19 protein-coding genes, 1 tRNA gene and 2 rRNA genes (1 of these 22 only partly in view) are annotated in these 24831 nt (G+C 52.9%); 11 read left to right on the top strand and 11 right to left on the bottom strand.

Translation table 11 applies throughout. The features are described 5' to 3' along the window. The 5 genes from E1N14_RS00200 to E1N14_RS00220 all read left to right on the top strand — a co-directional run. Positions 1-2164: ribosomal RNA gene (locus E1N14_RS00200) — 23S ribosomal RNA — on the top strand; it begins 729 nt to the left of the window's first position. A gap of 101 nt (positions 2165-2265) precedes the next feature. Beyond that, positions 2266-2381: ribosomal RNA gene (gene rrf / locus E1N14_RS00205) — 5S ribosomal RNA — on the top strand. A gap of 37 nt (positions 2382-2418) precedes the next feature. Next, a tRNA-Asp gene (locus E1N14_RS00210) sits at positions 2419-2495 on the top strand. Between the two features lie 241 nt (positions 2496-2736). Next, a complete protein-coding gene (locus E1N14_RS00215) occupies positions 2737-2991 on the top strand; it encodes a YkgJ family cysteine cluster protein (RefSeq protein ID WP_025010846.1) in 255 nt (84 codons plus the stop codon). Positions 2992-3000: 9 nt separating this feature from the next. After that, entirely contained in the window at positions 3001-3453 is a 453-nt protein-coding gene (locus tag E1N14_RS00220) for an Rrf2 family transcriptional regulator (protein WP_025010845.1), read from the top strand. Here the strand turns inward: E1N14_RS00220 and E1N14_RS00225 are convergent, their stop codons facing one another. Genes E1N14_RS00225 through gpmM form a run of 4 tightly spaced genes read right to left on the bottom strand, consistent with a single transcriptional unit; the run spans position 3454 to position 8144 of the window. After that, positions 3454-4203, bottom strand: coding sequence for a divergent polysaccharide deacetylase family protein (locus E1N14_RS00225; protein WP_025010844.1), 750 nt, complete (start codon positions 4201-4203; stop codon positions 3454-3456). It abuts the gene before it with no gap. 14 nt (positions 4204-4217) lie between these two features. Then, positions 4218-5423 carry a S41 family peptidase gene (locus E1N14_RS00230; protein WP_062793566.1) on the bottom strand — a complete coding sequence of 402 codons (1206 nt, stop codon included), beginning with the start codon at positions 5421-5423 and terminating at the stop codon, positions 4218-4220. Positions 5424-5455: 32 nt separating this feature from the next. After that, positions 5456-6592: a murein hydrolase activator EnvC family protein gene (locus E1N14_RS00235; protein ID WP_025010843.1), complete on the bottom strand. Its 1137-nt coding sequence runs from the start codon at positions 6590-6592 to the stop codon at positions 5456-5458. A gap of 10 nt (positions 6593-6602) precedes the next feature. After that, positions 6603-8144: a 2,3-bisphosphoglycerate-independent phosphoglycerate mutase gene (gene gpmM, locus E1N14_RS00240; protein ID WP_062793580.1), complete on the bottom strand. Its 1542-nt coding sequence runs from the start codon at positions 8142-8144 to the stop codon at positions 6603-6605. A 228-nt stretch (positions 8145-8372) separates the two neighbouring features. Here gpmM and E1N14_RS00245 point away from each other — a divergent pair, with 228 nt between their 5' ends. The 4 genes from E1N14_RS00245 to E1N14_RS00260 all read left to right on the top strand — a co-directional run bounded on the left by E1N14_RS00245 (position 8373) and on the right by E1N14_RS00260 (position 11792). Next, the gene (locus tag E1N14_RS00245) at positions 8373-8807 is read left to right on the top strand and encodes a rhodanese-like domain-containing protein (RefSeq protein WP_025888165.1); all 435 of its coding nucleotides are present in this window, start codon (positions 8373-8375) and stop codon (positions 8805-8807) included. A gap of 206 nt (positions 8808-9013) precedes the next feature. Beyond that, complete coding sequence (secB, locus tag E1N14_RS00250) at positions 9014-9499, top strand: protein-export chaperone SecB (protein ID WP_025010842.1); 486 nt, start codon at positions 9014-9016, stop codon at positions 9497-9499. 7 nt (positions 9500-9506) lie between these two features. Then, positions 9507-10523 (top strand): NAD(P)H-dependent glycerol-3-phosphate dehydrogenase, encoded by a 1017-nt coding sequence (gene gpsA / locus E1N14_RS00255; protein ID WP_025010841.1) that lies wholly within the window; start codon positions 9507-9509, stop codon positions 10521-10523. A gap of 78 nt (positions 10524-10601) precedes the next feature. Beyond that, entirely contained in the window at positions 10602-11792 is a 1191-nt protein-coding gene (locus E1N14_RS00260) for a BaiN/RdsA family NAD(P)/FAD-dependent oxidoreductase (protein ID WP_025010840.1), read from the top strand. A gap of 60 nt (positions 11793-11852) precedes the next feature. On the opposite strand, the gene E1N14_RS00265 is transcribed toward E1N14_RS00260, so the two are convergent. The 6 genes from E1N14_RS00265 to E1N14_RS00290 form a co-directional block, all read right to left on the bottom strand. Beyond that, a complete protein-coding gene (locus E1N14_RS00265) occupies positions 11853-14996 on the bottom strand; it encodes an efflux RND transporter permease subunit (RefSeq protein ID WP_025010839.1) in 3144 nt (1047 codons plus the stop codon). A gap of 8 nt (positions 14997-15004) precedes the next feature. Then, positions 15005-16642: an efflux RND transporter periplasmic adaptor subunit gene (locus E1N14_RS00270; RefSeq protein WP_025010838.1), complete on the bottom strand. Its 1638-nt coding sequence runs from the start codon at positions 16640-16642 to the stop codon at positions 15005-15007. Between the two features lie 26 nt (positions 16643-16668). Continuing rightward, positions 16669-16989: a heavy metal-binding domain-containing protein gene (locus E1N14_RS00275; protein WP_025010837.1), complete on the bottom strand. Its 321-nt coding sequence runs from the start codon at positions 16987-16989 to the stop codon at positions 16669-16671. Positions 16990-17104: 115 nt separating this feature from the next. Next, positions 17105-17443 (bottom strand): hypothetical protein, encoded by a 339-nt coding sequence (locus E1N14_RS00280; RefSeq protein WP_243756811.1) that lies wholly within the window; start codon positions 17441-17443, stop codon positions 17105-17107. Positions 17444-17691: 248 nt separating this feature from the next. Further along, positions 17692-18147, bottom strand: coding sequence for a DUF2057 family protein (locus E1N14_RS00285; RefSeq protein ID WP_025010836.1), 456 nt, complete (start codon positions 18145-18147; stop codon positions 17692-17694). Between the two features lie 68 nt (positions 18148-18215). Then, positions 18216-18584 (bottom strand): hypothetical protein, encoded by a 369-nt coding sequence (locus tag E1N14_RS00290; protein WP_152134845.1) that lies wholly within the window; start codon positions 18582-18584, stop codon positions 18216-18218. 384 nt (positions 18585-18968) lie between these two features. Between E1N14_RS00290 and E1N14_RS00295 the strand changes: the two genes are divergently transcribed. Next, the gene (locus E1N14_RS00295) at positions 18969-19532 is read left to right on the top strand and encodes a NapC/NirT family cytochrome c (RefSeq protein ID WP_025010834.1); all 564 of its coding nucleotides are present in this window, start codon (positions 18969-18971) and stop codon (positions 19530-19532) included. A gap of 283 nt (positions 19533-19815) precedes the next feature. On the opposite strand, the gene E1N14_RS00300 is transcribed toward E1N14_RS00295, so the two are convergent. Continuing rightward, on the bottom strand, positions 19816-21966 hold the full coding sequence (locus tag E1N14_RS00300; RefSeq protein ID WP_062793567.1) for a TonB-dependent receptor: 2151 nt from the start codon (positions 21964-21966) through the stop codon (positions 19816-19818). Between the two features lie 319 nt (positions 21967-22285). On the opposite strand from E1N14_RS00300, the gene E1N14_RS00305 reads away from it, so the two are divergent. Beyond that, positions 22286-24628, top strand: coding sequence for a Tex family protein (locus tag E1N14_RS00305; protein WP_062793568.1), 2343 nt, complete (start codon positions 22286-22288; stop codon positions 24626-24628). The last annotated feature ends 203 nt before the right edge of the window (positions 24629-24831 follow it).

A 24831-nucleotide genomic window follows, 5' to 3' on the forward strand; every position in this document is an offset into this window, starting at 1 on the left:
CTAATGTTGAAAAATTAGCGGATGACTTGTGGCTGGGGGTGAAAGGCCAATCAAACCGGGAGATATCTGGTTCTCCTCGAAAGCTATTTAGGTAGCGCCTCGGACGAACACCTTTGGGGGTAGAGCACTGTTAAGGCTAGGGGGTCATCCCGACTTACCAACCCTTTGCAAACTCCGAATACCAAAGAGTGCTATCCGGGAGACAGACGGCGGGTGCTAACGTCCGTCGTCAAAAGGGAAACAACCCAGACCGTCAGCTAAGGTCCCAAAGTAATTGCTAAGTGGGAAACGATGTGGGAAGGCTTAGACAGCTAGGATGTTGGCTTAGAAGCAGCCATCATTTAAAGAAAGCGTAATAGCTCACTAGTCGAGTCGGCCTGCGCGGAAGATGTAACGGGGCTAAGCAATTCACCGAAGCTACGGGTACTGATGCTTGCATCAGTGCGGTAGAGGAGCGTTCTGTAAGCCGTTGAAGGCGAAGGGGTAACCCACGCTGGAGGTATCAGAAGTGCGAATGCTGACATGAGTAACGATAAAGGGGGTGAAAAACCCCCTCGCCGAAAGACCAAGGGTTCCTGTCCAACGTTAATCGGGGCAGGGTGAGTCGACCCCTAAGGCGAGGCTGAAAGGCGTAGTCGATGGGAAACGGGTTAATATTCCCGTACTTCTGCTAACTGCGATGGAGAGACGGAGAAGGCTAGGCCGGCGCGGCGTTGGTAGTCCGCGTTTAAGGTAGTAGGTGGTGTGCTTAGGCAAATCCGGGCACACATACACTGAGAGCTGACGACGAGTCCCTAAGGGGATGAAGTGGTTGATGCCATGCTTCCAGGAAAATCTTCTAAGCTTCAGGTTAGCAGGAATCGTACCCCAAACCGACACAGGTGGTCGGGTAGAGAATACCAAGGCGCTTGAGAGAACTCGGCTGAAGGAACTAGGCAAAATGGTACCGTAACTTCGGGAGAAGGTACGCTCCTGTTGGTGATGAGACTTGCTCTCTGAGCTGACGGGAGTCGCAGATACCAGGTGGCTGCAACTGTTTATCAAAAACACAGCACTGTGCAAAATCGCAAGATGACGTATACGGTGTGACGCCTGCCCGGTGCCGGAAGGTTAATTGATTGGGTTATCTTCGGAGAAGCTCATGATCGAAGCCCCGGTAAACGGCGGCCGTAACTATAACGGTCCTAAGGTAGCGAAATTCCTTGTCGGGTAAGTTCCGACCTGCACGAATGGCGTAATGATGGCCACGCTGTCTCCAGCCGAGACTCAGTGAAGTTGAAATTGCGGTGAAGATGCCGTATACCCGCGGCTAGACGGAAAGACCCCGTGAACCTTTACTATAGCTTGGCACTGAACATTGACCCTACATGTGTAGGATAGGTGGGAGACTATGAAGATGAGACGCCAGTCTTGTTGGAGTCAACCTTGAAATACCACCCTTGTAGTGTTGATGTTCTAACCTGGGCCCCTAATCGGGGTTAGGGACAGTGCCTGGTGGGTAGTTTGACTGGGGCGGTCTCCTCCCAAAGAGTAACGGAGGAGCACGAAGGTTGGCTAAGTACGGTCGGACATCGTACGGTTAGTGTAATGGCATAAGCCAGCTTAACTGCGAGACAGACACGTCGAGCAGGTGCGAAAGCAGGTCATAGTGATCCGGTGGTTCTGAATGGAAGGGCCATCGCTCAACGGATAAAAGGTACTCCGGGGATAACAGGCTGATACCGCCCAAGAGTTCATATCGACGGCGGTGTTTGGCACCTCGATGTCGGCTCATCACATCCTGGGGCTGAAGTCGGTCCCAAGGGTATGGCTGTTCGCCATTTAAAGTGGTACGCGAGCTGGGTTCAGAACGTCGTGAGACAGTTCGGTCCCTATCTGCCGTGGGCGTTGGATGATTGAGGGGAGCTGCTCCTAGTACGAGAGGACCGGAGTGGACGAACCGCTGGTGTTCGGGTTGTCATGCCAATGGCATTGCCCGGTAGCTACGTTCGGAATCGATAACCGCTGAAAGCATCTAAGCGGGAAGCGAGCCCCAAGATGAGTCATCCCTAGGGCCTGGAGCCCTCTGAAGAGCCGTTCGAGACCAGGACGTTGATAGGCAGGGTGTGTAAGCGTTGCGAGGCGTTGAGCTAACCTGTACTAATGACTCGAGAGGCTTAACCATACAACCCAGATGGGTTTTACGGACTTGAAGAAGTTAGATACTTGATTGAAGTTTGAACTCAGGCTCTGAAAAGAGCACAGCTTTCCAGATTACCAAATATGTCTGGTGACAATAGCATTGTGGTCCCACCTGATCCCATCCCGAACTCAGAAGTGAAACGCAATCGCGCCGATGGTAGTGTGGGGTCTCCCCATGTGAGAGTAGGTCATCGCCAGACGCCCAATTTTAGTAGTGCGCCAAGGCGTGATACTAAAGGAGCGGTAGTTCAGTTGGTTAGAATACCGGCCTGTCACGCCGGGGGTCGCGGGTTCGAGTCCCGTCCGCTCCGCCAACTTAAAGAGAAAGCCTCATCGAAAGATGAGGCTTTTTTCGTTTGATTCTTTTCTGCAAATTTACTGGGAATCATCCCTGCGACCTGTAGAACCCAGGTCCTTGAGGTTGACTATAGAGAATGCATAAGCGCTATTGTTATATTCGCTTTGGCTGTAGGATTCGCTTGAGTCTGTGACTTGAGTACTTACCCGAAAATTTTTTGTCGTTATAATAGTCATATTCTATTACAGGTGATGATTGTGGATTGTCGTATCGGTTGCGGGGCCTGTTGCATTGCACCCTCCATCAGTAGTGCCATACCCGGGATGCCGGGAGGTAAACCCGCAGGGGTTCGCTGTGTGCAACTGGATGACAACAATCTATGTCGCCTCTTTGGTTCCTCTGAACGTCCCGATGTGTGCAGCGAATTCTCGGCATCGGTCGATGTATGTGGTAACAGCAACGAAGAGGCGCTCTGGCTGATAGGCTCTTTAGAGGTGGAAACCTCTTCCTGAAGGTGAAAGATGCAGTTAACGCGTTATACAGATTTTGGAATAAGAACTCTTATGTACCTGGCGATTCAACCGGAGCGTGAGACTTTGTTTCGAATCGCAGAGATCACAGAGGTTTTTGATCTTTCACCTAATCATGTCTCCAAGATAGTACATCACCTGGGTAAGCTGGGTTATCTGCAAACTATACGTGGAAAGAGTGGTGGTTTTCGTTTGGGGATGGCTCCAGAGAAGATCAATGTCGGCGAACTGGTGAGGGCACTGGAAAACTCACTGGCGCCTATTGATTGCAGCAAGCCTTATTGTCGATTGACTCCTGCTTGTCAGCTGAAAGGGGTTCTGGCTCAAGCTGTGAATGCCTATCTGGCTGTGCTCGACCGTTATACGCTGGCCGATATTGTCAGTAACCAACAGGAGTTGCGAGCCTTGCTGCCGGATCTGGATATCCCTGTACTGCAACTCTAGTCAGAGTTTTTCACCGCTTGTATTCTGCTTCTTGGCCCATGAGATTGGCAGTAAGTTGGAAGCCGGCACCAGAGTGACCCCTATCTTTGCCAGCTCTGGCAGTCTCTTCTTGAGGAACTGCATACTCTCTGGGTAAGGGTGAGCTATCATCAAGGCTTCACCCTCACTTTGGGCCTTGGCTATTGCCAAGTCCAATTGTCTTTCGAAAGCCTGCTCGGTTAGCTGATTATCCAAGAACACCTGACGTCTCAGCAGCGGAACGCCGAGGGCATCGGCCTTATCTCCCGCCTTGGTGTAGCGTGTGGTAACACTGTCGATAAAGAAGTGCTCTTCCTGATGCAATACTTCCATTAACCAGCTCATAGGTTGCTCAAGTTGAGTCAACAGGCTCCCCATATGGTTGTTACTTCCCCTGGCAAAGGGCACGCTCTGCAAAGCTCTCTTGAGGGTTGCTTTAAACTCGGTTTCTGACATCTGGTTGTTGAGCCCACCAGGCCCCATGGCCTTGCCGTTAAGCGCCTGCATGGGGAGGTGCACCATGATTTCGTGGCCTTTGCTGTGAGCCTGGCGAGCCAGTTGTTGCCCGAGAGGGGTATGTGGCAATACAGACAAGGTCACAGCTGAAGGCAAGGACAGGGCGGCCTCATCTGTATGGCGGTAACCTATATCATCGATAACGATTGCCAGTCTGGCTCCCCACGCGGGAGAGCAACTTACGACCAGCAGTAGTAAGTAGAAACAATAGCGCACGTTTTATATTAATTTTATTTATTTGATTGTATCCATGCCACCGCCGAGTTGATGGCTCTATCGCTGGCAGTATCTGCATGGGGAGATATGAGGTCGATTATAGGCACAGTTTTGTTATCGGAAACAGTATTGGGTGCGATTTTTATATCGGGTTCCACCCCTTTGGCATTGATATCCTGGCCTTTGGGTGTGGTATAGCGGGCTATGGTCAGCTTGATGGCATTACCATCGACAAGTGTTGGGATCAGGCTTTGTACTGTACCTTTACCGAAGCTGGTTTCGCCTATCACCTTGGCACGGTTGTTCTCCTGCAGCGCCGCCGCCAGCACTTCGGATGCTGAAGCTGAACCGCGATTGATCAGCACTAATATGGGCACGCCGGCCAGCATGGTTTGCGGAGATGCATAGTAATCTGAGTTGGCATCGAAGAAGCGTCCTTCGGTGGCGACTATACGGCCCTTATCCAGAAACAGATCGGCAATTCGAATCGCTTGATCCAGCAAGCCTCCTGGATTGTTGCGCAAATCCAGAATCAAACCATTTAGTGGCTGCTGTTGCCACTCGCTCAACAGATGGACTATGTCGCGGGTCGAATCTTCCTGAAAACTTGCCAGGCGAATATAGCCAATGTCGTTGGTCAGCATTTTCCCAAGCACAGAGTGGACGCTGATAGTGGCCGGTTTGAGGCTGACTTCAAAGCTGACATCCGAGTGAGCATGATGCAGCTGCAGCGATAACTCACGGTTGCTGCTGCTGAAGTGCTTTATTTGGCTAAGCACTTCTTCCAGAGACTGCTTGGCAATACTCTCTCCATTGACGGCAGTAACAATATCGCCGGCCATGATCCCGGCTTGTTCGGCCGGAGAGCCGGGGAAGGGCGCGATAATTCTGAGTTTTTCCCCTTCGGTGGACACTTCAAAGCCGTAGCCGAAGTATTCCCCTCGGTTGCTGTCCCTGAGGCTGTTCATCTGCTCGGGTTTCAGAAAACTGGAATAAGGGTCGAGACGTTGAAATATGCCTTCAATGGCGGCGTCGACAAGTTCCCTGCGGCTGATGTCCCTGACGTAGTAGGTTTCCACTGTATCCATCACATCCAGCAGCAATGAAAGCTCGTGAGTGTGGTTGGGTTTGGGAAAGTTTTCGTGGCTAGCCAGGCTGAGAGAGATTCCCATGACTATACCAAGACCGATATACAGCAGGTTGCGAATAGAGTTGCCCATGTTGCCCCCTTTGAAGTGCAGGGGGCTGATGATTAACGCCGACAGTAATTTGCCGGATCGACAGCTTGCCCCTTATGCCTTATTTCAAAGTATAGGCCAGGCTCGGTTTGTCCTCCGGAACGTCCTACCAGTGCCACGGCTTCGCCGGCCTTGACCGTATCTCCAGCATCTTTCAGCAATGTCTGGGCGTGGCCATAAAGGCTCATAAAGCCTTTGCCATGGTCGACAACCAACACCATACCAAAACCGCGCAGCCAGTCGGCATAGATCACCTTACCGGCGGCTACTGCACTGATAGACTGGCCCTCCGGGGCCGATAGCATGACACCTTTCCAGCGCACATTGCCGGAGCGCTGACTGCCAAAGCTGTTTTTGATCCTGCCCTTGGTGGGCCAATTGAGTGAGCCGCGGGACTTGGCCAATCCATCCATGCTTGGGCTATCACGCATGGCAGCCAGGGCTTGCTCGACAACCCGTTTCAGCGAGGCTTCTTCTATCTGCAGTTGCTCCAGTTCTGAGGCCTTACTGCTGATGGTGCGTTGCAGTTCTTTCAATGTCTGTTGTCGCTGATCCTGTTCTTGATTGAGGCGCTTGGATTGAGCCTTTTGATCCAGTACCAGCTTGTTGAGTCGATTACGTTCCTGCTGCTCGCTCTGCTGTACCGCTGACAATTCCTGGCGGGTTTGTTTCAGTTGTTCTATGGCCTGCATTCTGGCCTTGTTGAGAAAGTCATAGTAGGCCAGCATCCGTTCTATGGTGGCCGGGTCTTGCTGGTTGAGCAGCATCTTACTGTAATCATGATTCCCGGCGAGATAAGCACTGGTTAGCTGTTTGGCCAGGGTTTGCTGTTGGCTTTCTTTGAGCTTGTCCAGCTGTGCGGCTCTTTGCTTCAGCTCGGAGAGACGCTTTTCGGCATCGCTGAGAGCATTTTCAGTTTGATTGACCTTACGGGCGGCATCTGCGATAGCCTGCTCGTCTTTTTTCAGCAGTTGCAGCAGTTTTTCCCGCTGTTTGCCTGTGTCTCTCAGAGCATTTTGCTGGGCGGTGATCTGGGATTGCAGTGCCTTTAACTCGGACTGACGCCGCTCCAGATCGGATGCCTGCAGCTGAGAGGAAAACACGAGAAAGCCAGCAAGTATGCTGGCTTTGGCTAAAATACGCTTCTGCACCGGGTCAGTGTTACTCTTTTGTATGGATTAACGGACGCCCTGTCATTTCGTCAGGAATGCTCTGTCCCATCAGTGTCAGCATGGTTGGTGCGATATCACTCAGGCGGCCACCTTCATCGATTGTGGCCTTGCGACCGACATAGATAAAGGGCACCAGCTCACTGGTGTGGGCGGTATGAGCCTGGCCTGTGGTTTCGTCCACCATCTGCTCGGCGTTGCCGTGGTCGGCAGTGATGATGCACTCACCATCTACCTTGGCCAGTGCGTCCACTACTCGGCCTATGCAGGCATCTACAGCTTCGCAAGCCTTGACCGCAGCATCAAACTTGCCGGTATGACCTACCATGTCACCGTTGGGGTAGTTACAGATAATGACATCATATTTAGTTGATTCAATAGCTTCAACCAACTTATCTGTCAGCTCTGTCGAACTCATCTCAGGTTGCAAGTCATAGGTAGCGACTTTGGGTGAATTGATCAGAATACGGTCTTCACCCTCGAATGGTTGTTCTTTACCGCCATTGAAGAAGAAGGTTACGTGGGCGTATTTCTCGGTTTCTGAAATACGCAGCTGAGTCAGACCGCGATTCTGCAGTACTTCGCCCAGGGTGTTGACCAGGTCTTCCGATGGGAAGGCTACCGGGGCTTTGATATCGGCGGCATACTCGGTGAGCATGACAAAGTTAACCTTGGGCGTCACTGCGCGTTCAAAACCATCGAAATCCGGATTGACGAAGGCGCGGGTGATCTGTCTGGCGCGGTCGGCACGGAAGTTCATGAAAATCAGCGCATCGCCATCGTGCAGTGTTGTGGCCTTACCTTGATCCAGAATCGCAGTTGCGGCAACAAACTCATCGTTTTCATCGCGGTCATAGGCAGCTTCCAGCGCGGCTACGGCAGAGTCGGCACTGTATTTCCCCTGACCTTGAGTGATCAGATCGTAGGCTTGGGAGACTCGGTCCCAACGGTTGTCCCTGTCCATGGCATAGTAGCGGCCAACGATGGAGGTTATGCGACCTCGGCCCAATTCGGCAAACAGTTTGTCGAAGCGTTCCAAGCTGGCTTTGGCGCTGCGTGGTGGGGTGTCACGCCCATCGAGGAAGGCGTGCAGGTAAACTTGCTTAGCACCCCGCTTGACGGCCATACGGCACATGGCTTCAAGATGATCTTCATGGCTGTGAACACCGCCGGGTGACAGCAGTCCCATGATATGTACTGCGCCGTCTGCCTCGATGGCGGCGTCGACCGCCTCGATCAGTGCTTGGGTTTGCTCAAATTCGCCATCTTCAATGGCCTTGCTGATGCGGGTCAGTTCCTGATAAACGATACGGCCGGAACCAATATTGATATGGCCCACTTCAGAGTTGCCCATCTGCCCGTCAGGCAAACCTACATCTTTACCTGAGCCGGAAATCAAACTGTGGGCGTATTCGGCGTTGAGTCTGTCGAGAACCGGAGTGTTGGCGTGATGGACGGCATTCATATGCGTGCCCTCACGATAACCCCAGCCGTCCAGAATAAGCAGTGCCAAAGGACGTTTGCTTGTCTTCATGTTGATACCTGTAAAGTTGAAAGAATCGGTCAAATCTGAAATTGGTTAAATATTACTACGTCTGTCCTGAGGGCAAAAGCCATTTACCCCGATTGTGATAATAGGGCGGACCGCGCTTTAACGCCGACTCAAGGGGCAAAACTGCAGCGAAACAGCTGCAATCTGCCTGGCCTCTGGGTATACTCTGCGCTTGTCCTAAATGGCCCAATAGATAACAGGCAGTTAAAAATGCAGGAATATGTAGAGTTTCTTAAAGCCCACCCCATGCTGAGCCTGGCCTGGGTAGGTTTGTTTATAGCCGTGGTGGTAACCCTGTTCAAATCCGGCTTCTCCAAGGTTAAAACCGTTGATCATCAGCAGGCGATTTTCCTGATGAATAAAGAAGATGCCAAGGTGATAGATGTGCGTGCCAATGCCGACTTCCGTAAGGCGCATATTATCAATGCCCAGAATGTACCTATGGCCGACATCAAAAATAATCAAATCGCTAACCTTGAAAAGTACAAAACCACACCCATTATACTGGTATGCAACGCTGGCATGACCTCATCTCAAGCGGCTCAGATTTTGGTTAAGCAAGGCTTTGAAAAAGTCTTTAACCTCAAAGGTGGTATGGGTGATTGGCAGGCAGCAAATATGCCTGTGTCCAAAAGCAAAAGATAATGAGTGTCGGCGGTTGTCATTGCATCCTGCGTCCTTCTATTAGTAGAGTGGGCCATGCTGAAGTGGCAACCGGCATCCTGAGTTCTGTTCCGGCGCTGAACAGATGAATAGCTGGGATGATGACTGGGAGTCGCAACCGACCCGAGTAACATACGCCCCAAACACCGGCTCATTGCAAGCCGAGACTAAATGGATAGGTAGGAATTATGGCTGAAGTAGCAAACAACGAACAACAAGCCCCACAGTTCAACATTCAACGTGTGTATATCAAGGACGTTTCTTTCGAAACCCCTAACAGCCCAGCGGTATTCCAGAAAGAGTGGAATCCTGAAGTTAAGCTGGATCTGGATACCCGCAGCGCCAAGTTGGCCGATGATGTATTTGAAGTGGTACTGTCACTGACTGTGACTGCCAAAAACGGTGAAGAAACTGCGTTCCTGTGTGAAGTACAACAAGCCGGTATCTTCTCTATCTCAGGTCTGAGTGATCCTCAACTGGCTCATTCTCTGGGTGCTTACTGCCCTAACATCCTGTTCCCTTATGCCCGTGAAACTGTGGCAAGCCTAGTATCCCGTGGTACTTTCCCACAGCTGAACCTGGCTCCTGTGAACTTCGACGCCCTGTTCGCTCAGTACGTGCAGCAGCGTCAAGCCGCCGCAGAGCAAGCTCCGGCCGAAGAAGCTAACGCGTAATCAGCCGATGAAAGACACTGCCGAAATAACGGTATTGGGGGCGGGCTCTTATGGCACCGCCCTTGCCATTTCTTTGGCCAGCAATGGACACAGCACCCTGTTGTGGGGGCATGAGCCCGAGCATGTAGCCAAACTCGCTGCCGAGCGCAGCAACCAAGCCTTTCTTCCCGGGATAGCCTTTCCCGACTCCATGGTGATGGAAGCCGATCTGGCCAAAGCATTGGCGGCGTCGCGAAATATTCTGGTTGTGGTACCAAGTCACGTCTTTGCTGATGTGTTGGCTCAGGCCAAACCTCTGCTGCGTGATGATGCCCGCATCATTTGGGCCACCAAGGGGCTGGAGCCGGAAAGTGGTCGCCTGTTGCAGGATGTTGCCCGCGATGTGCTGGGGGAGAAGTATCCGCTGGCGGTATTGTCCGGACCGACTTTTGCCAAAGAGCTGGCGGCAGGTTTACCAACCGCCATCTCAGTGGCTGGTACCGATGCCGAGTTTACCCAGGATCTGGTGGAGCTGTTGCACAGCCCCAAACGTCTGAGAGTCTATGCCAATGACGATTTTATCGGCCTGCAACTCGGTGGCGCGGTCAAGAATGTCATCGCCATAGGCGCCGGCATGTCCGATGGTATTGGCTTTGGTGCCAATGCCCGTACTGCCCTGATCACCCGAGGTTTGGTGGAGTTGAGCCGTCTGGGGGAAGCCCTGGGCGCCCATGCTTCTACCTTTATGGGAATGGCGGGTCTTGGGGACCTGGTGCTGACCTGTACCGATAACCAATCGCGCAACCGTCGCTTTGGTTTGGCATTGGGTAAAGGTTGTGATGTCGATACAGCCCAGGCTGAAATCGGTCAGGTGGTTGAAGGGTACCGTAACACCAAAGAGGTCTACACTCTGGCCAAGCGCTTGGGGGTAGAGATGCCGATCACCGAGCAGATCTATCAGGTGTTGTATCAGGGCAAATCGCCTATTGATGCGGCCAAAGAACTGCTGGCCAGAGAGAAGAAGTCGGAAACCTCGGCAGACTGAGCCATCTCCAATCCCGGAAAAGGATGCTAGAATAGCGTCCTTTTTTATTGCCCCTTGTTGGGCCCGAGAGTAAGCGTTATGTCAGTTAAACAGCATCAGGTGATCATTATCGGCGCTGGCGCCGCAGGGTTAATGTGTGCCCTCACTGCCGGATATCGGGGCCGGGATGTCCTCTTGCTGGATAACGCCAAACAACTGGGGCGCAAAATTCTGATCAGTGGCGGCGGTCGCTGCAACTTCACCAATCAGAACATTGAACCGGGCGCCTATCTCTGCAGTAACCCACACTTCGTCAAGTCGGCGCTGGCTCGTTTCAGCCAGTGGGACTTTATCGCCATGGTCGAGCGGCACGGCATCGATTATCACGAGAAGACCCTGGGACAGCTGTTTTGTGATGACTCAGCCAAAGATATCGTCGATATGCTGACCACAGAGTGCGATTGGGCCGGGGTCAAGATTCAGCTGCGTACCGAAATTCTTTCTGTGGCAGCCACAGATGGCGGTTACAGCCTGCAAACCAGTGAAGGGGAATACCGTTGTGAGTCACTGGTGATAGCCACTGGGGGCCTGTCCATGCCGAAGCTCGGGGCAACGCCGTTTGGATTCCGCATCGCCGAGCAGTTTGCCATCAAGGTGTTGCCGACAACTGCCGGGCTGGTTCCCTTTACCTTACAGCCTGAAGACAAGGCCAGGTTTGAAGGCCTGTCTGGTATCAGCTTGCCGGTTATCGCCAAAGCCGAGTGCGGCAAGCAGTTTAGAGAGGCCATGTTATTTACTCACAGAGGTTTGTCCGGGCCGGCTGTGCTGCAGATCTCTTCCTACTGGCAGCCAGGCCAGAGTGTGCTTTTTGATTTACTGCCGGACCTGGATTTTGTCGACTGGTGCAAAACAATTACTGCTGAATCACCAAAATTGTCGCTTAAAAATGGATTATCTCGGTTGTTACCTAAGCGCTTGGTTGAGAGGCTGCTGGAGCTGGGTGAATTACCCAACAAGAACCTTAACCAACTGTCCAAGGCTGATATAGCTGCGCTGGACAGTTATTTCCACTGCTGGCAGATCCAACCCGGCGGCACCGAGGGTTATCGTACCGCCGAGGTGACTCTGGGCGGAGTGGATACCGATGAGTTATCCTCCAAGACCATGGAGGCCAAGCGTCATCCCGGGTTCTATTTTATCGGTGAAGTGGTGGATGTCAGTGGCTGGCTCGGCGGCTATAACTTCCAGTGGGCCTGGAGTTCCGGCTACGCCGCCGGTGAAGTGGTGTAACTGATATCAATCCAATAAAAAACGGCTGCATTGGCAGCCGTTTTGCGAGCATCTGTTTGCTTATTCAGCCTTAGTCTTGCTCAAGTGACGACGGTAGATAAGCAGATAGAGCGCCGGAAGAACAAAGAGCGACAGCACTGGGGCGGTAACCATGCCACCGACCATGGGCGCGGCAATCTTCTGCATCACATCGTTGCCCGAACCTGCGCCCCACATAATAGGGAGCAGACCGAAGAAGATGGTCGCCACTGTCATCGCCTTGGGGCGGATCCGCATCACCGCACCTTCAATCAGGGCGTCCTTGAGGTCCTCCACTCTGTGGTATTCGCCTCTGTCCTGCTTGTGCTTGATGGCATTGTTGAGATACACCAGCATGACCACACCAAACTCGGCGGCGACCCCGGCGAGGGCTATCATGCCCACCGCGACAGCGACCGACATGTTGTAGTCCAGCAGATACAGCAACCAGGTACTGCCCACCAAGGCGAACGGCAGCGACAGCATAATGATGCTGGCCTGCATGGATGAGCCGAAGGTCATCATCAGTAGAATGAAGATTACCGCCAGTGCCATGGGGATCACTTGCTGCAGTTTGGCATCGACCCGCTGCATATACTCATACTGGCCGGCAAAGCTGTAGCTGTACCTGGCCGGCAGCTTGAGCTCCTGCTCCAATACCGGCTTGACGGCTTCGATATACTCACCGATGGACGTGCCGCCGATATCGACAAATACCCAGGAGATCAAACGACCATTCTCACTCTTGAGCATAGGCGCGCCATCAGTGATTTCGATGTCGGCCAGATTGCGCAGCGGCAGATAGTGGCCACTCTTGGTGATCACCGGCAGTTCTCTGAGCTTTTCGATATTGTCACGCAAGTCTCGTGGATAGCGCAGGTTGATGGGATAGCGCTCGGCACCTTGAACTGACTCACCTATATTCATGCCACCTATGGCGTAACGTACTACGTCCTGAATATCGCTCAGGGTCATGCCATATCTGGAGGTCACCTCGAGTTTCGGCGTGATGTCTATGTAGCGGCCGCCACCCACCCGCTCGGCATAGGCCGACTTGGTATGAGGCTGCGCCGATAGAATCGCTTCTATCTGGGCCCCTATCTCCTGTAGTTGATTGACATCGGCGCCGGTGATCTTAATCCCCACAGGCGTCTTGATACCGGTAGACAGCATGTCGATACGGGTCTTGATCGGCTGCACCCAGGCGTTGGTGAGACCGGGCACTTTGACCGTATTTTGCAGCTGGGCAATGATGCCGTCGAGATCCATGCCTTCGCGCCACTGCTCTTTGGGTTTGAGCATTATGGTGGTTTCCAGCATGGTCAATGGCGCGGGATCCGTGGCGGTTTCGGCGCGACCAACCTTGCCAAACACCCGCGCCACTTCCGGAACGGTTTTGATCAACCGGTCGGTTTGCTGCAGCACTTCGGCGGCCTTGCTGGCGCTGATGCCAGGCAAAGCTGTTGGCATGTACAGGAGATCCCCTTCCTCGAGCTCGGGCATAAACTCGCTGCCCATATGACTCACCGGATACCAGGCACTGGCCAGCGCCACCAGAGCCGCCAGCAGGGTCAACTTGGGGAAGCGCAGCACGGCATTGAGCATAGGCTTGTAGATGGCTATCAACACCCGGCTCAGTGGGTTGCTGCTTTCCGAGGGGATCTTGCCACGGATAAAGAAGCCCATCAGGATAGGCACCAAGGTGATCGATAACACAGCTGCGGCGGCCATGGCAAAGGTTTTGGTATAAGCCAGAGGGCTGAACAGCCTGCCTTCCTGGGCTTCGAGGGCAAATACAGGCACAAAGCTCAGGGTAATGATCAGCAAGGAGAAGAAGAGTGCCGGGCCCACCTCAATGGAGGCCTCGGCGACAATTTTCCAATGCTCTTTGGCGTCGGGTTGGCGCTGGTGGTCCTGTTTGAAATGCTCGAGGTGCTTGTGCATATTCTCGATCATCACAATGGCGCCATCTACCACGGCCCCGATGGCGATGGCGATACCGCCAAGACTCATGATATTGGCGTTAACCCCCATCTTGTTCATCACAATAAAGGCGATCAGTATCGACAGTGGCAGGGTAATGACGGCCACCAGAGTCGAGCGAGCGTGCAGCAGAAACAGCAAGCAAACAATGCTCACAACTACCATCTCTTCCAGCACCTTGTGCAGCAGGTTGTCGACTGAGTTTTCAATCAGTTGCGATCTGTCGTAGGTGGGAACTATCTCCACGCCTTCGGGGAGCCCCGCCTTGAGTTCTTCCAGCTTGGTTTTCACCGCCTCGATAGTCGCCAGGGCGTTTTCCCCATAGCGCATGACTATGATGCCACCGACGACTTCGCCCTCACCATCGAGCTCGGCTATGCCGCGGCGGGATGCCGGGCCCTTGCGTACGGTGGCAACGTCTTTCAGCAGCAGTGGTGTGCCTGAGGGGCTGGTGATCCCCAGCGGGATTTCACGAAAGTCCGCCAGTGTTTGACGATAGCCCTTGGCGCGTACCATATACTCGGCTTCGGCCATCTCCACCACAGAGCCGCCGGCCTCGTTGTTGGCCTTGGTAATAGCCTGCTTGACTGAGGCGATGTCCAGCTTGTAAATCGCCAGCTTGTCCGGCTCCAGCACTATCTGATAGGTCTGTTCCATGCCTCCGACTGTGGCGACTTCCGATACCCCGGCAACACTCTGCAATTCCAGCTTCAAATACCAGTCCTGCAAACTCTTGAGTTGCGAAAGGTCCAGATTACCGCTGCGGTCTACCAGGGCATATTCATAGATCCAACCGACCCCGGAGGCATCGGGCCCTAGTGAGGGTTGCACCCCTTCGGGTAAACGACTGCTTATCTGGCTCAGGTATTCCAATACCCGGGAGCGGGCCCAATAGATGTCGGTGCCATCTTCAAAGATCACATAGACATAGGAGTCACCGAACATGGAATAGCCGCGCACCGTCTTGGCCCCGGGCACGGCCAGCATGGCGGTGGACAGGGGATAGGTCACCTGTTCCTCTACCAGCTTGGGCGCCTGTCCCGGATAGGCGGTTTTGATGATGACCTGCACATCGGACAGATCCGGCAGGGCGTCGAGCGGCGTGGTACGCAGCGCCTGAATCCCCCAAACCGTCACCATCAGGGTGACAATCAGCACCATCACCCTTTGTTTGATGGAGGCTTCAATGATTTTTTTCAGCATGTTGCCTCCTAGTGCTGGTGGCCTGAGCTCAGGCGCATCAGGCTGCCCTTGAGACTGGCCTCTGAATCCAGCAGGAATTGTCCGGAAATCACCACGTTTTCGCCTTCATGCAGGCCTTCGAGGATCTCTGCCTTACCCTGACTCAGCATGCCGACAGTGACCTTTCTGGCGCTGAAACTGGCATCATCCTGTTTGACTATGACCCGGTTCTCCTTGCCTGTTTGGATCAAAGCTTCCTGGGGGATCACCAAAGTATCGCGTTTGGGGCCACCATAGAGGGAAACCTTGGCCAAGGTCTTGGGCCTTAGCTCCATCGCTTGATCATTGTTGAGTACCACTCTGACCCTCAGGCTACGGGTGATGGGATCCAGCTCGGGATAGATATAGTCAATCTTGCCTTCTATGCTCTTGAGTCCCATGGCAGGGATATTAACCTCGGCGGCCTGACCCACTTCCAGCCAGCTCTGCTCGTTTTCAAACACATCGGCGATGACCCAGACTTTGGAGAGGTCAACCAGTGACATGACCTCGGTCTGAGGTTGTATATACATGCCGTCACGCACCGCGAGCTGTTTGACTATGCCGCTTTCGCGGGCGTAGAAAGGAACCCGGTATTGGGTCTTGCCAGTCTTGGCCAGCTGTTTGATCTGCTCTTGGTTCATGCCCAGCAGTTCGAGGCGTAGCCCGGCCTTACGTAATAGCTCTTGGTAGTTGGCACTGTTGCCTGAGCGTTTCAGGGTATCTTGGGCCAACAGATAGTCATCCTGGGCATTGACCAGATCCGGTGAATAGATCTCGTACAACAGCTGGCCTTTCTCGACCCTGTCACCGACAGACTCTACTTTAAGCTTTTCAATCCAGCCATTGACCCTGGCATGGATATGACTGATCTGGCTCTCGTCATAGTCTATCTGGCCGACTGTTTTGACGAACTTCCACAACGTGTCCCTTTCTACCTTGGCCACCTTGAGGGCCAAGGCTTGTTGCATCTGGCCTGAGACATCTATTTCAACGGTTTCCGAGTGACTGCCCATCTCGACTTTTTCCAGATTCATGCCGCAGATGGGGCAGGTGCCTGGCACATCGCTGATGATATGAGAATGCATGGGGCAGACATATTTGATGTTCTTGCCCTGATCCAGAGGTGCAGGTTTAATCTCCAACGCGGGCTTTGTCTGCTGCATGGCGTGCTGGCTATGGTCATCAGCTTTGGTTTTTGTAGCCTGGGCTTCTGTAGCTTCGGCGTGACCGGCATGGGAACCGGGCTCCTCTTCTTCCTCTTCGACCAGGAACATGTTGCATTTGGGGCAGCGTCCCGGTTCGTGACTGGTCACTTCCGGATGCATGGGGCAAACATAGGTTTTTTGCAGGGCCTGTGTTGGTTCTACCAAGGCTTCAGTAGCCTCATCTTTGACCAAAAACATGTTGCACTTGGGGCAACGTCCCGGCTCATGGCTGGTGACTTCCGGATGCATGGGGCAGTAATACTCCTGAGTTGCCGTCCCATGTTGATGATCTTTGTGTTGTTCCTGCCCTTGGGGCTGATTGCCCTGGGCCATTGCCTGCATACTCCATTGCGGGCCGACAGCCAACACCAGACTAAGCGCGCAGGCCAGTCGTTGGCGTTTACGGTTTGAATCGCTCATATGCCTCATCTCCAGCTACAGCTTGATTAGTGGTGGTGGTGTTTCTGGCCTGCTACAGGCTCAAGATTCATACCACATTTGGGGCAGGAGTCACCTTTCTTGCCTGTCACTTCAGGATGCATGGGACAGTGGTAGCCGGCTTGTTGCTGTTTTTCCAGGAACATACCGCACTTGGGGCAGGAATCCCCTTTGTTACCCGTCACTTCAGGGTGCATGGGGCAAGCATATTCGGCCGTTACGGCGGCTTGTTGCTGGCCGTGATGATGTTCACGTTCGTTTGCGAAGCTGGCACGGGCCAGGGTGACAGACAGTAACGCAATAATCAGGACACTGATAAAGGTTTTCATTGATTCACTCCGTTTGGGATACGGCTTTGACCAGGCGCCGGCTGGCATTCCTAGGGCTTATCCCATAAAAAATTGTATTTATTGGCAGATTTTGGGCACAAGTGTGCCGTGGGCATCAAACTATGGGTGGTTTGATAGTCTGGCCGACAGAAACAGAGTGGAAATGAGGCATAGGCGTGGCCACGGCGGCTTCGGGCAGAGACATCACCGGCCAGGAACCGACGGCGATGAGGGTACCCGCTACGGATATCACCAGACAATGGTTACAGTCACTCTTGCAGAATCCTTTGCTTTCACAGCAATGACTCACAGTGTCGGGAAGCACTGTATCAACTTGCGGGTCATCGCAGCAGTGACTGCTCTGTGTCTGTTGAGGGTGACAATCCATGGTGGCAGCCATTGGGTGTGCCGTGGAGTGCATTTCCCCGGAATGCGCTTCAGCTGTGGGTACCATCCAGTGTCCATTGGTTAGCATACCCTGCCCGAGCAATGCGAGCATGGTAAACAGAACCAGGATGTGGCGGCGAACCGATAGCATCTTGAGCTTGAACTCCAGAGAGAATGAACCCCATTAGTCTACCATGCTTTAAAATGCTTGCCTTGATGTGATTCACATCTGAAGAAGTGCGAAAATATCTTCAGCTATTCTCGGGCAATCATTGGTTTACAGGCTGACCTTCTGCCTCACTCCACTCTGAAAACTCAGCGGCGCAGCTGTGCCAACCAGTCGGCCATCAGGCCCCCATGGGTCATTACCTCGGCAGGAACAGCCTGGCCAGCTTCATCCACTACTTGCAACTGTGGGCTGCGAATAAAGGCGTTGGCTTCGGCCTCGGTATCCAGAGTCGGTAACTGCAGTTGTAGGCTTTGTTGTCCAGCCACTGTCAGTGTCAGGTAAAGAGGGCCGGATTTGACCCAAGCGCCCGAGTCATCGGCATTGACGGCAAAAATATCCCGGTACTGGAGCTCAACGACATGTTCACCGGCAGCCAGTTTGTGGCTGTCAAAGTTGGATACTGCCTGGCCATCGATAGCCTTGATCGCCAGATTATCCGGCAAGTTTAATTCAGCAGCGAAACTGCCAGGAGCCATAAACAGGGCGGTAAGCACTAACAGGGCGGCGCTAAAACGAGATGCAGAAATTTTGTATGCAGACATAGTGGGAACTCCCAAAAATATTCAGATGTAAAAACATTAACTAAAGCTGTGTGGCCTGATGGCCAGAGTTACATCTGTACTGAGTTGGGAGGGGGTGTTTGCTGTGAGAGTATGGTGGTTTGCAGGCTCCAGCTTGGCAGGGTAATCTGCTGGCTTCCAGTCATCACCAAAGGGTGGCTGGTAGTAAGCAGGCTTACACCTGGTGTGCAGTGGCTGGCACAGTTGCCCATGGTGCCGCAATCCATACCCAGATCGCAGTCGGGGCAATGCTGCTGGCCTTGGCAGCAATCCATATCCATGGTCATGGTAGCGGATGCAGATGAGTTCATGGTCGCCATCGGCTGATGCTCAGACACGGCTATAGACGCAGCAGCAGGCATCATGGCCTGTCCCAGCGTCATTATCAGTGTCAGTATCAGCAGCAAGCTTCTCATCATTATCCTTTTGGTCTGGCAAAGCACGCGATAGGTGCTTGCCTCAATAGACAGACATATTGGTTAAATAGTTTCCTCTTGTCCAAAATAAATTGTGCATTACCTCCTTGGTGTCGTTTGGATCACATTTATTGTTTCGAGAATTGGCTGTATGTTAATTATTCGATTGACTATGCTTGATTAAGCCTGTGCCATGCATTAGGTTTAGGAAAAGTGCATATATGGCGCCGACTTAAAATCCTGCCGTCAATAGGCCTTGAGAGTTAGAGCTAAGTCTCATTTTGCACTTTTCAGGTCAGATTAATGAAAGAAAACTGGTTTATAATCAAATTTCAGAACAACGAATAGCTCAATATAGATATAAGAATTTTATTTTGGAGAAGAGTGATGAACTGGCGTGCAATCTTTAAACCCAGCGCAAAGTATTCCATCCTGTCGCTGCTGGTTGTCGGCATAGTGATAGGTGTTGTGGGTTACTTCGCTACCCAGCAGACGCTGCATGCAACCAGTACAGATGCGTTCTGTATGACCTGCCACAGCAACCACTCACTGAAAGATGAAGTGCTGGCTTCTGCCCACGGCGGCGGTCGTGCCGGTGTAACTGTTCAGTGTCAAGACTGTCACCTGCCTCACGGCCCGGTTGACTATCTGGTGAAAAAGATCATCGTTTCCAAGGATCTTTACGGTTTCCTGACTATCGATGGCTTCAATACTCAGGAATGGTTGGATGCCAACCGTAAAGAGCAGGCTGACAAAGCACTGCACTACTTCCGTGATAATGACTCAGCCAACTGTCAGCATTGTCATACTCGCATCTATGAAAACCAGCCTGAAACCATGAAGAAAATGGCTGTTAGAATGCACAGTATGAACTTCAAGAAAGATCCTGAAAGCAGAAAGACCTGTGTGGATTGCCACAAGGGTGTAGCGCATCCTTATCCCAAGGGCTAATCTTCTTTGAGCTGGAAAAACCGCTGCTTGCAGCGGTTTTTTTATGCCCTGATTTCAAAAAACATTGCAGCTTGTAAAAGTGCCAGCTGCCAATTACTGTGTCAGCCACTCTCTACACAAGAGAATGCCACGAGGACTGATTGCACCTTCCTTAGGCTCTGTTGCCCTATCGAGCTGATGCCGCCGCTGACTGGGCTCGCGGATAAAGTCGCTTGCAATTATGCCTCGTGTAATAAAAAGGGCCGCCGATTGGCGACCCTCAATTTGTCATTAACAGGCTGGATTAGAAAGGCAAGCTGAAGCCTATGCTGACAGTACGGCCCATGCCCTTGAAGTAACGATTGTCATTAGCCATAGTCTGTGAGTAGTAACTGTAGTAGTCCTTATTCAGCAGATTCTGTAGCCCCAATGTCAAAGTGCCTTGGTAAAGCGGCATAGAGAAGGAGGCATCAACTGTGACATAGCCGTCAAACTCGGCGTACTCTTCACCATTGGCCTTCTTGAAGCTACGGTCCATATAGTAGTTGGCCTGAATGCGCCCACTCATCTCGGCATTGAACCTGTGTTCCCAGAACAGGTTAAGCCGATTCGGAGCTATGTTGGCGCCGTCGAGATCTGTGTCTGTGCTGCCATCTTTATTGGAGTCATACTCCCCTTGCTGTAGCGCCAGGTTCAGCCCCAGATCGTCGTCATTACCCAGGTAAGCCGTGACATTGGCTTCCAGCCCCTGGATCACGCTCTTTTCCCGTTTCACATTGTAGAAGCCGTCTTCATTCAGGGCCAAGCGGGCACCCAGTTTGGCCTCGGAGCGATACAGTGCCAGCTTGGCTGCCAACAACTCGCCTTGATAGTCCAAGCCCAGTTCATAGTTATCTGTGACCACGGGCTCCAGCGTCAAGGAACCTTCCACGCTGGGGTTCTGGTCCGGGAAGCTGTTGCCGTCACGCAGAATTCGCCCTATGTCGGCCATACCAAAACCTTGGCTGTAACTGGTATAGAGGCGCAGCGCTGAGGTGAAGTTATAGCTGGCACCTATATTGAACAGGGTTTCATTGAAATCCGGTTCGCCACCGACAACCTGTTTGTGGCCAGAGGCCCACAGAGTTTGGAAATCATCGACCTTGAGTTTGGCATATTCATAACGAACGCCGCCGGAAAGGGTCAGTGCATCCACAGGTGAGAAGCTCAACTGGGCATAGGGGGCGATATTGTCGTAACGGGTCTCGGGTACCCAGGAGCGTCCGGTCTGCACCAGATCCTGCTCTGTGGTATCGCTGAAAAGGTCTACACCATAGGCCAGATCCACGCCGCTGTCGGCCAGATTATTGGCGATCATAGACGCCTTGAGGCCCCACTTGTTGGACTTGTTGCGTGACTGGTCATAGAAGTACTGCTCGCCATTGGCGCCGGTATCACAAGTCGTCAGATTCGCTGCACCTTCGAAGGCCGGATCATAGAAGCTGCCGAAACAGCCACCGCCATAGACACCCTTGAAGTTCTGGTTGAACAGTTGCAGTTCCAACTGCTGCCCGGCGATGTTGCGATGCTTGTAGGTGAGGCTGCTGGTGGTGACCTTGTTGTTGGCAGCCTGCCAGGGTTGTTGCTGTTTTACCGCCGACGTTGGAGTATCTGTGGCGACATTGCCTTTGACCGGCATCCAATCACCATTGTTGTCCATATCGTAGTGGTTGACCATCAGCTCCAGTCGCGACTCGCTGAACTCATAGCCCAATTTGAGGAAGAAGTCCTTGCTCTGGCTGTCCATCGACTCGCCCTGGGTGGTGTCGACACCTATGACATCGTCGTTGGCATCATAGTAAACACCATTGCTGTGGTATCCCACTGAACCCAGCATATCCAGGTTGCCGCTTTGGCCGGAGAAGGCATAGTTGGCACCAAAACTCAGGCTATCGGACTCGAAGCTGGTGGGGGAGGACAGATCAAAACTTACCCGGCTTTCGTTGTCGCCGCTGGGTTTCTTGGTGATGTAGTTGATTATGCCCCCCTGAGCGCCAAGGCCGTGCATGGCATTGGCGCCATGGATGATTTCAATTCGTTCTATCATCATGGGATCTATGGTTTGACCCGAGCGACCACCACTGCGCAGAGGGTTTGACTGAGGCACGCCATCTATCATTATGAGGGGAGCTCGGCCGCGCAGGGTTTCACCGGTATTGGTCATTTTCTGGCGGCTGGGGGAGAAACTGGGGGCCAGGTTGCCCAAAATGGTCGATAAGTCCCGGGTGGTGGCCAACTGTTGTTTGAGTTGTTCCTGGTCTATGACTGTCACAGTATTGGGGATGGCACTGAGTGGTTTCTCCATCCGACTGGAAGTGATGACCATGGTTTCCATTTGGGGATCTTTGGCGTAAGCCACCTGGGCTGCCAGTCCGGAAAGTACTGACAGAGCGACGAGGGAGCGAGTGAATTTCATCATTATTCCTATGTTTGCCACCTTGGAAGACGGCTTATTGGTTTGTGGTTTCCGGCGCTCCCTGCCAGCCTTGTAAATACAAATAATTGTCATTTATATAACGATTGTGAAGTATAAGTAGGCAGGTTTTCCCTGTCCATAGCTGTGATGAATTTTTGTAAAGAGTGTCAAGGTGCTAAACCTGAGCGAGTCAAACGCTTAATCGGGAATGCGATTAGCCGACTAATGGCTGGAATCTCACTCTCCGGCTATGAAACTTTCAGGCAGCCTGTGGTATGGTTGGCGCAACTGAATTTTGTCAATCCAACAGATCCTTACTATGCATAATATTGCTCAGATTATTGCCCAGGAGCTGAACGTTCGTGAGCAGCAGGTTGCTGCAACTATCAGCTTGCTGGATGAAGGCGCTACAGTGCCTTTTGTGGCCCGTTACCGTAAAGAGGTGACGGGGGGGCTGGATGATACCCAGCTGCGTAACCTGCACACTCGTCTCGGTTATCTGCGGGAGCTCAACGATCGGCGTCAGGTGATCCTCTCCTCGATAGAGGCCCAGGGAAAACTGACCGCCGAGCTGAAGCACACCATCAATGAAGCCGACAGCAAGACCCGGCTCGAAGATCTGTATCTGCCCTATAAACCCAAGCGCCGTACCAAGGGCCAAATTGCCATTGAAGCCGGTATCGAGCCCTTGGCCGATGCCCTCTATGCTGCTGTCGGCAGCGCCTCCATGGATCCTGAACAGGCTGCCGAGGCCTATCTTAATCCGGAAGCCGGTTTTGCCGACGCCAAGGCGGTGTTGGATGGTGCCCGTTATATCCTGATGGAACGGATCGCCGAAGATGCCGAGCTGCTGGCCAAGGTGCGTAACCACCTGCAACAGTCGGCTGTCATTGAAAGCCGCTTGATTGCAGGCAAGGAGAAGGAAGGCGCCAAGTTCCGCGACTATTTTGAGCACACTGAAAAACTCAGCTCAGTGCCTTCTCACCGGGCGTTGGCTATGCTGCGCGGCCGTAATGAAGGCGTGTTGAGTCTATCTATGAATGCCGACCCTGAGGCAGAAGCCAAAGCCGGTAGCTATTGTGAGGTGCTCATCGCCGAGCACTTGCGTCTCAAGCTGAGTGACAGCGCTTTGGATAACTGGCTGAAGACGGTTATCACAGCCACTTGGCGGATCAAAATCGCCCTGCAGATGGAAACCGAGTTTATCGCCAGAATGCGTGAAGCGGCGGAAACCGAGGCGATTAAAGTTTTCGCCCGTAACCTGGGCGACTTGCTGATGGCACCTCCTGCCGGAGCCAAGGCCACCATGGGACTGGATCCCGGGCTGCGCACCGGGGTTAAGGTGGCTGTGGTCAACGACACAGGCAAGCTGGTGGGCCATACCACTATCTTCCCTCATGCGCCGCAAAACCAGTGGGACAAGTCGATACGCACCCTGGCCAATCTGGTCAATATGCACAAGGTGGAGCTGATCGCCATAGGTAACGGCACGGCTTCCCGTGAAACCGACAAGCTGGCAGCTGAAGTGATTGCCATGGTCAAAGACAGCAATCCCGGCATCACCAAGGTGATGGTCAGCGAAGCCGGAGCCTCTGTTTATTCGGCCTCTGAGCTGGCGGCCAATGAGTTTCCTGATCTCGATGTTTCACTGCGTGGCGCCGTATCCATCGCCAGACGTTTGCAGGATCCGCTGGCGGAGCTGGTTAAGATTGAACCCAAGTCCATTGGTGTGGGCCAATATCAACACGATGTCAGCCAGAGCCAGCTGTCGGCTTCTTTGGAAGCCGTCGTTGAAGACTGTGTAAACGGCGTCGGTGTTGACGTGAACATGGCTTCCATGCCACTGCTGAGTCAGGTGGCCGGTCTTAACCGCACCTTGGCCAAAAATCTGGTGGAATACCGCGATGAGCATGGCCGCTTTAACGACCGTAAAGAGCTGCTCAAAGTACCACGCCTGGGACCCAAGGCCTTCGAACAGGCCGCCGGCTTCCTGCGGATCCGTGAAGGAAGTAATCCGCTGGATGCATCGGCCGTTCACCCCGAAGCTTATTCGCTGGTGGAAAATATCGCCAAGCTTAAGGGCCAACCGGTTGTCGAGCTGATAGGTAACAGTGAACTGTTGAGTAGTATCAATCCAGTCGAGTTCACCACGGATGAATTCGGCCTGCCGACAGTGACGGATATCCTCAAGGAGTTGGATAAGCCGGGTCGGGATCCAAGGGGTGAGTTCAAGACAGCCAAATTCAAAGATGGAGTTGAGGCTCTCAAGGACCTCAAGCCTGAGATGATCCTCGAAGGTGTGGTGACCAATGTCACCAACTTTGGCGCCTTTGTCGATATCGGCGTGCATCAGGATGGCCTGGTGCATATATCTTCTCTGACCGACAAGTTTGTCAGCGATCCTCATACCGTGGTCAAGGCCGGTGATGTGGTCAAGGTGAAGGTCATGGAGGTGGATGTTGAGCGTAAGCGTATTGGGTTGTCGATGCGCCTGGACGAAAAGATTGAGTCCGGTAAGCCACAACAAAGAACCGGCAAGCCGCAGGCCAAGGGCAATAAGCCTGGTCAGGGCAAGCAACGTCCGGCCGCTAAGCCACAACCAGTGAATGCTGCCATGGGCAATGCTTTTGCCGATGCCTTTGCCAAGCTGAAGAAAAACTGATCGGTAAGCCACTGAATACCTGTCAGTGTCTGGCTTAAGGAATCCCTCGATAATTATCGGGGGATTTTTTTACACTCCATTTTCTGCAACCAACACTCGAGCCAATGCTGCTCTTTTCTACTAACCTTGAGCTCTGCCGCTTTTCCCGGTCTTTTGCGAACTGTTTCACCCTCTGGCGTTATCGGCAATTACAAACAAATGTT

This window comes from Shewanella algae, assembly GCF_009183365.2.
Classification (GTDB): domain Bacteria; phylum Pseudomonadota; class Gammaproteobacteria; order Enterobacterales; family Shewanellaceae; genus Shewanella; species Shewanella algae.

Bases quoted from the DNA above. Each gene is read 5' to 3' on its own strand.
- E1N14_RS00220 (WP_025010845.1), top strand. From the start codon at position 3,001: ATGCAGTTAACGCGTTATACAGATTTTGGAATAAGAACTCTTATGTAC.
- E1N14_RS00230 (WP_062793566.1), bottom strand. From the start codon at position 5,423: ATGGGCAACTCTATTCGCAACCTGCTGTATATCGGTCTTGGTATAGTC.
- gpmM (WP_062793580.1), bottom strand. From the start codon at position 8,144: ATGAAGACAAGCAAACGTCCTTTGGCACTGCTTATTCTGGACGGCTGG.
- E1N14_RS00245 (WP_025888165.1), top strand. From the start codon at position 8,373: ATGCAGGAATATGTAGAGTTTCTTAAAGCCCACCCCATGCTGAGCCTG.
- secB (WP_025010842.1), top strand. From the start codon at position 9,014: ATGGCTGAAGTAGCAAACAACGAACAACAAGCCCCACAGTTCAACATT.
- gpsA (WP_025010841.1), top strand. From the start codon at position 9,507: ATGAAAGACACTGCCGAAATAACGGTATTGGGGGCGGGCTCTTATGGC.
- E1N14_RS00260 (WP_025010840.1), top strand. From the start codon at position 10,602: ATGTCAGTTAAACAGCATCAGGTGATCATTATCGGCGCTGGCGCCGCA.
- E1N14_RS00265 (WP_025010839.1), bottom strand. From the start codon at position 14,996: ATGCTGAAAAAAATCATTGAAGCCTCCATCAAACAAAGGGTGATGGTG.
- E1N14_RS00270 (WP_025010838.1), bottom strand. From the start codon at position 16,642: ATGAGCGATTCAAACCGTAAACGCCAACGACTGGCCTGCGCGCTTAGT.
- E1N14_RS00275 (WP_025010837.1), bottom strand. From the start codon at position 16,989: ATGAAAACCTTTATCAGTGTCCTGATTATTGCGTTACTGTCTGTCACC.
- E1N14_RS00280 (WP_243756811.1), bottom strand. From the start codon at position 17,443: ATGGTACCCACAGCTGAAGCGCATTCCGGGGAAATGCACTCCACGGCA.
- E1N14_RS00285 (WP_025010836.1), bottom strand. From the start codon at position 18,147: ATGTCTGCATACAAAATTTCTGCATCTCGTTTTAGCGCCGCCCTGTTA.
- E1N14_RS00290 (WP_152134845.1), bottom strand. From the start codon at position 18,584: ATGATGAGAAGCTTGCTGCTGATACTGACACTGATAATGACGCTGGGA.
- E1N14_RS00295 (WP_025010834.1), top strand. From the start codon at position 18,969: ATGAACTGGCGTGCAATCTTTAAACCCAGCGCAAAGTATTCCATCCTG.
- E1N14_RS00300 (WP_062793567.1), bottom strand. From the start codon at position 21,966: ATGAAATTCACTCGCTCCCTCGTCGCTCTGTCAGTACTTTCCGGACTG.
- E1N14_RS00305 (WP_062793568.1), top strand. From the start codon at position 22,286: ATGCATAATATTGCTCAGATTATTGCCCAGGAGCTGAACGTTCGTGAG.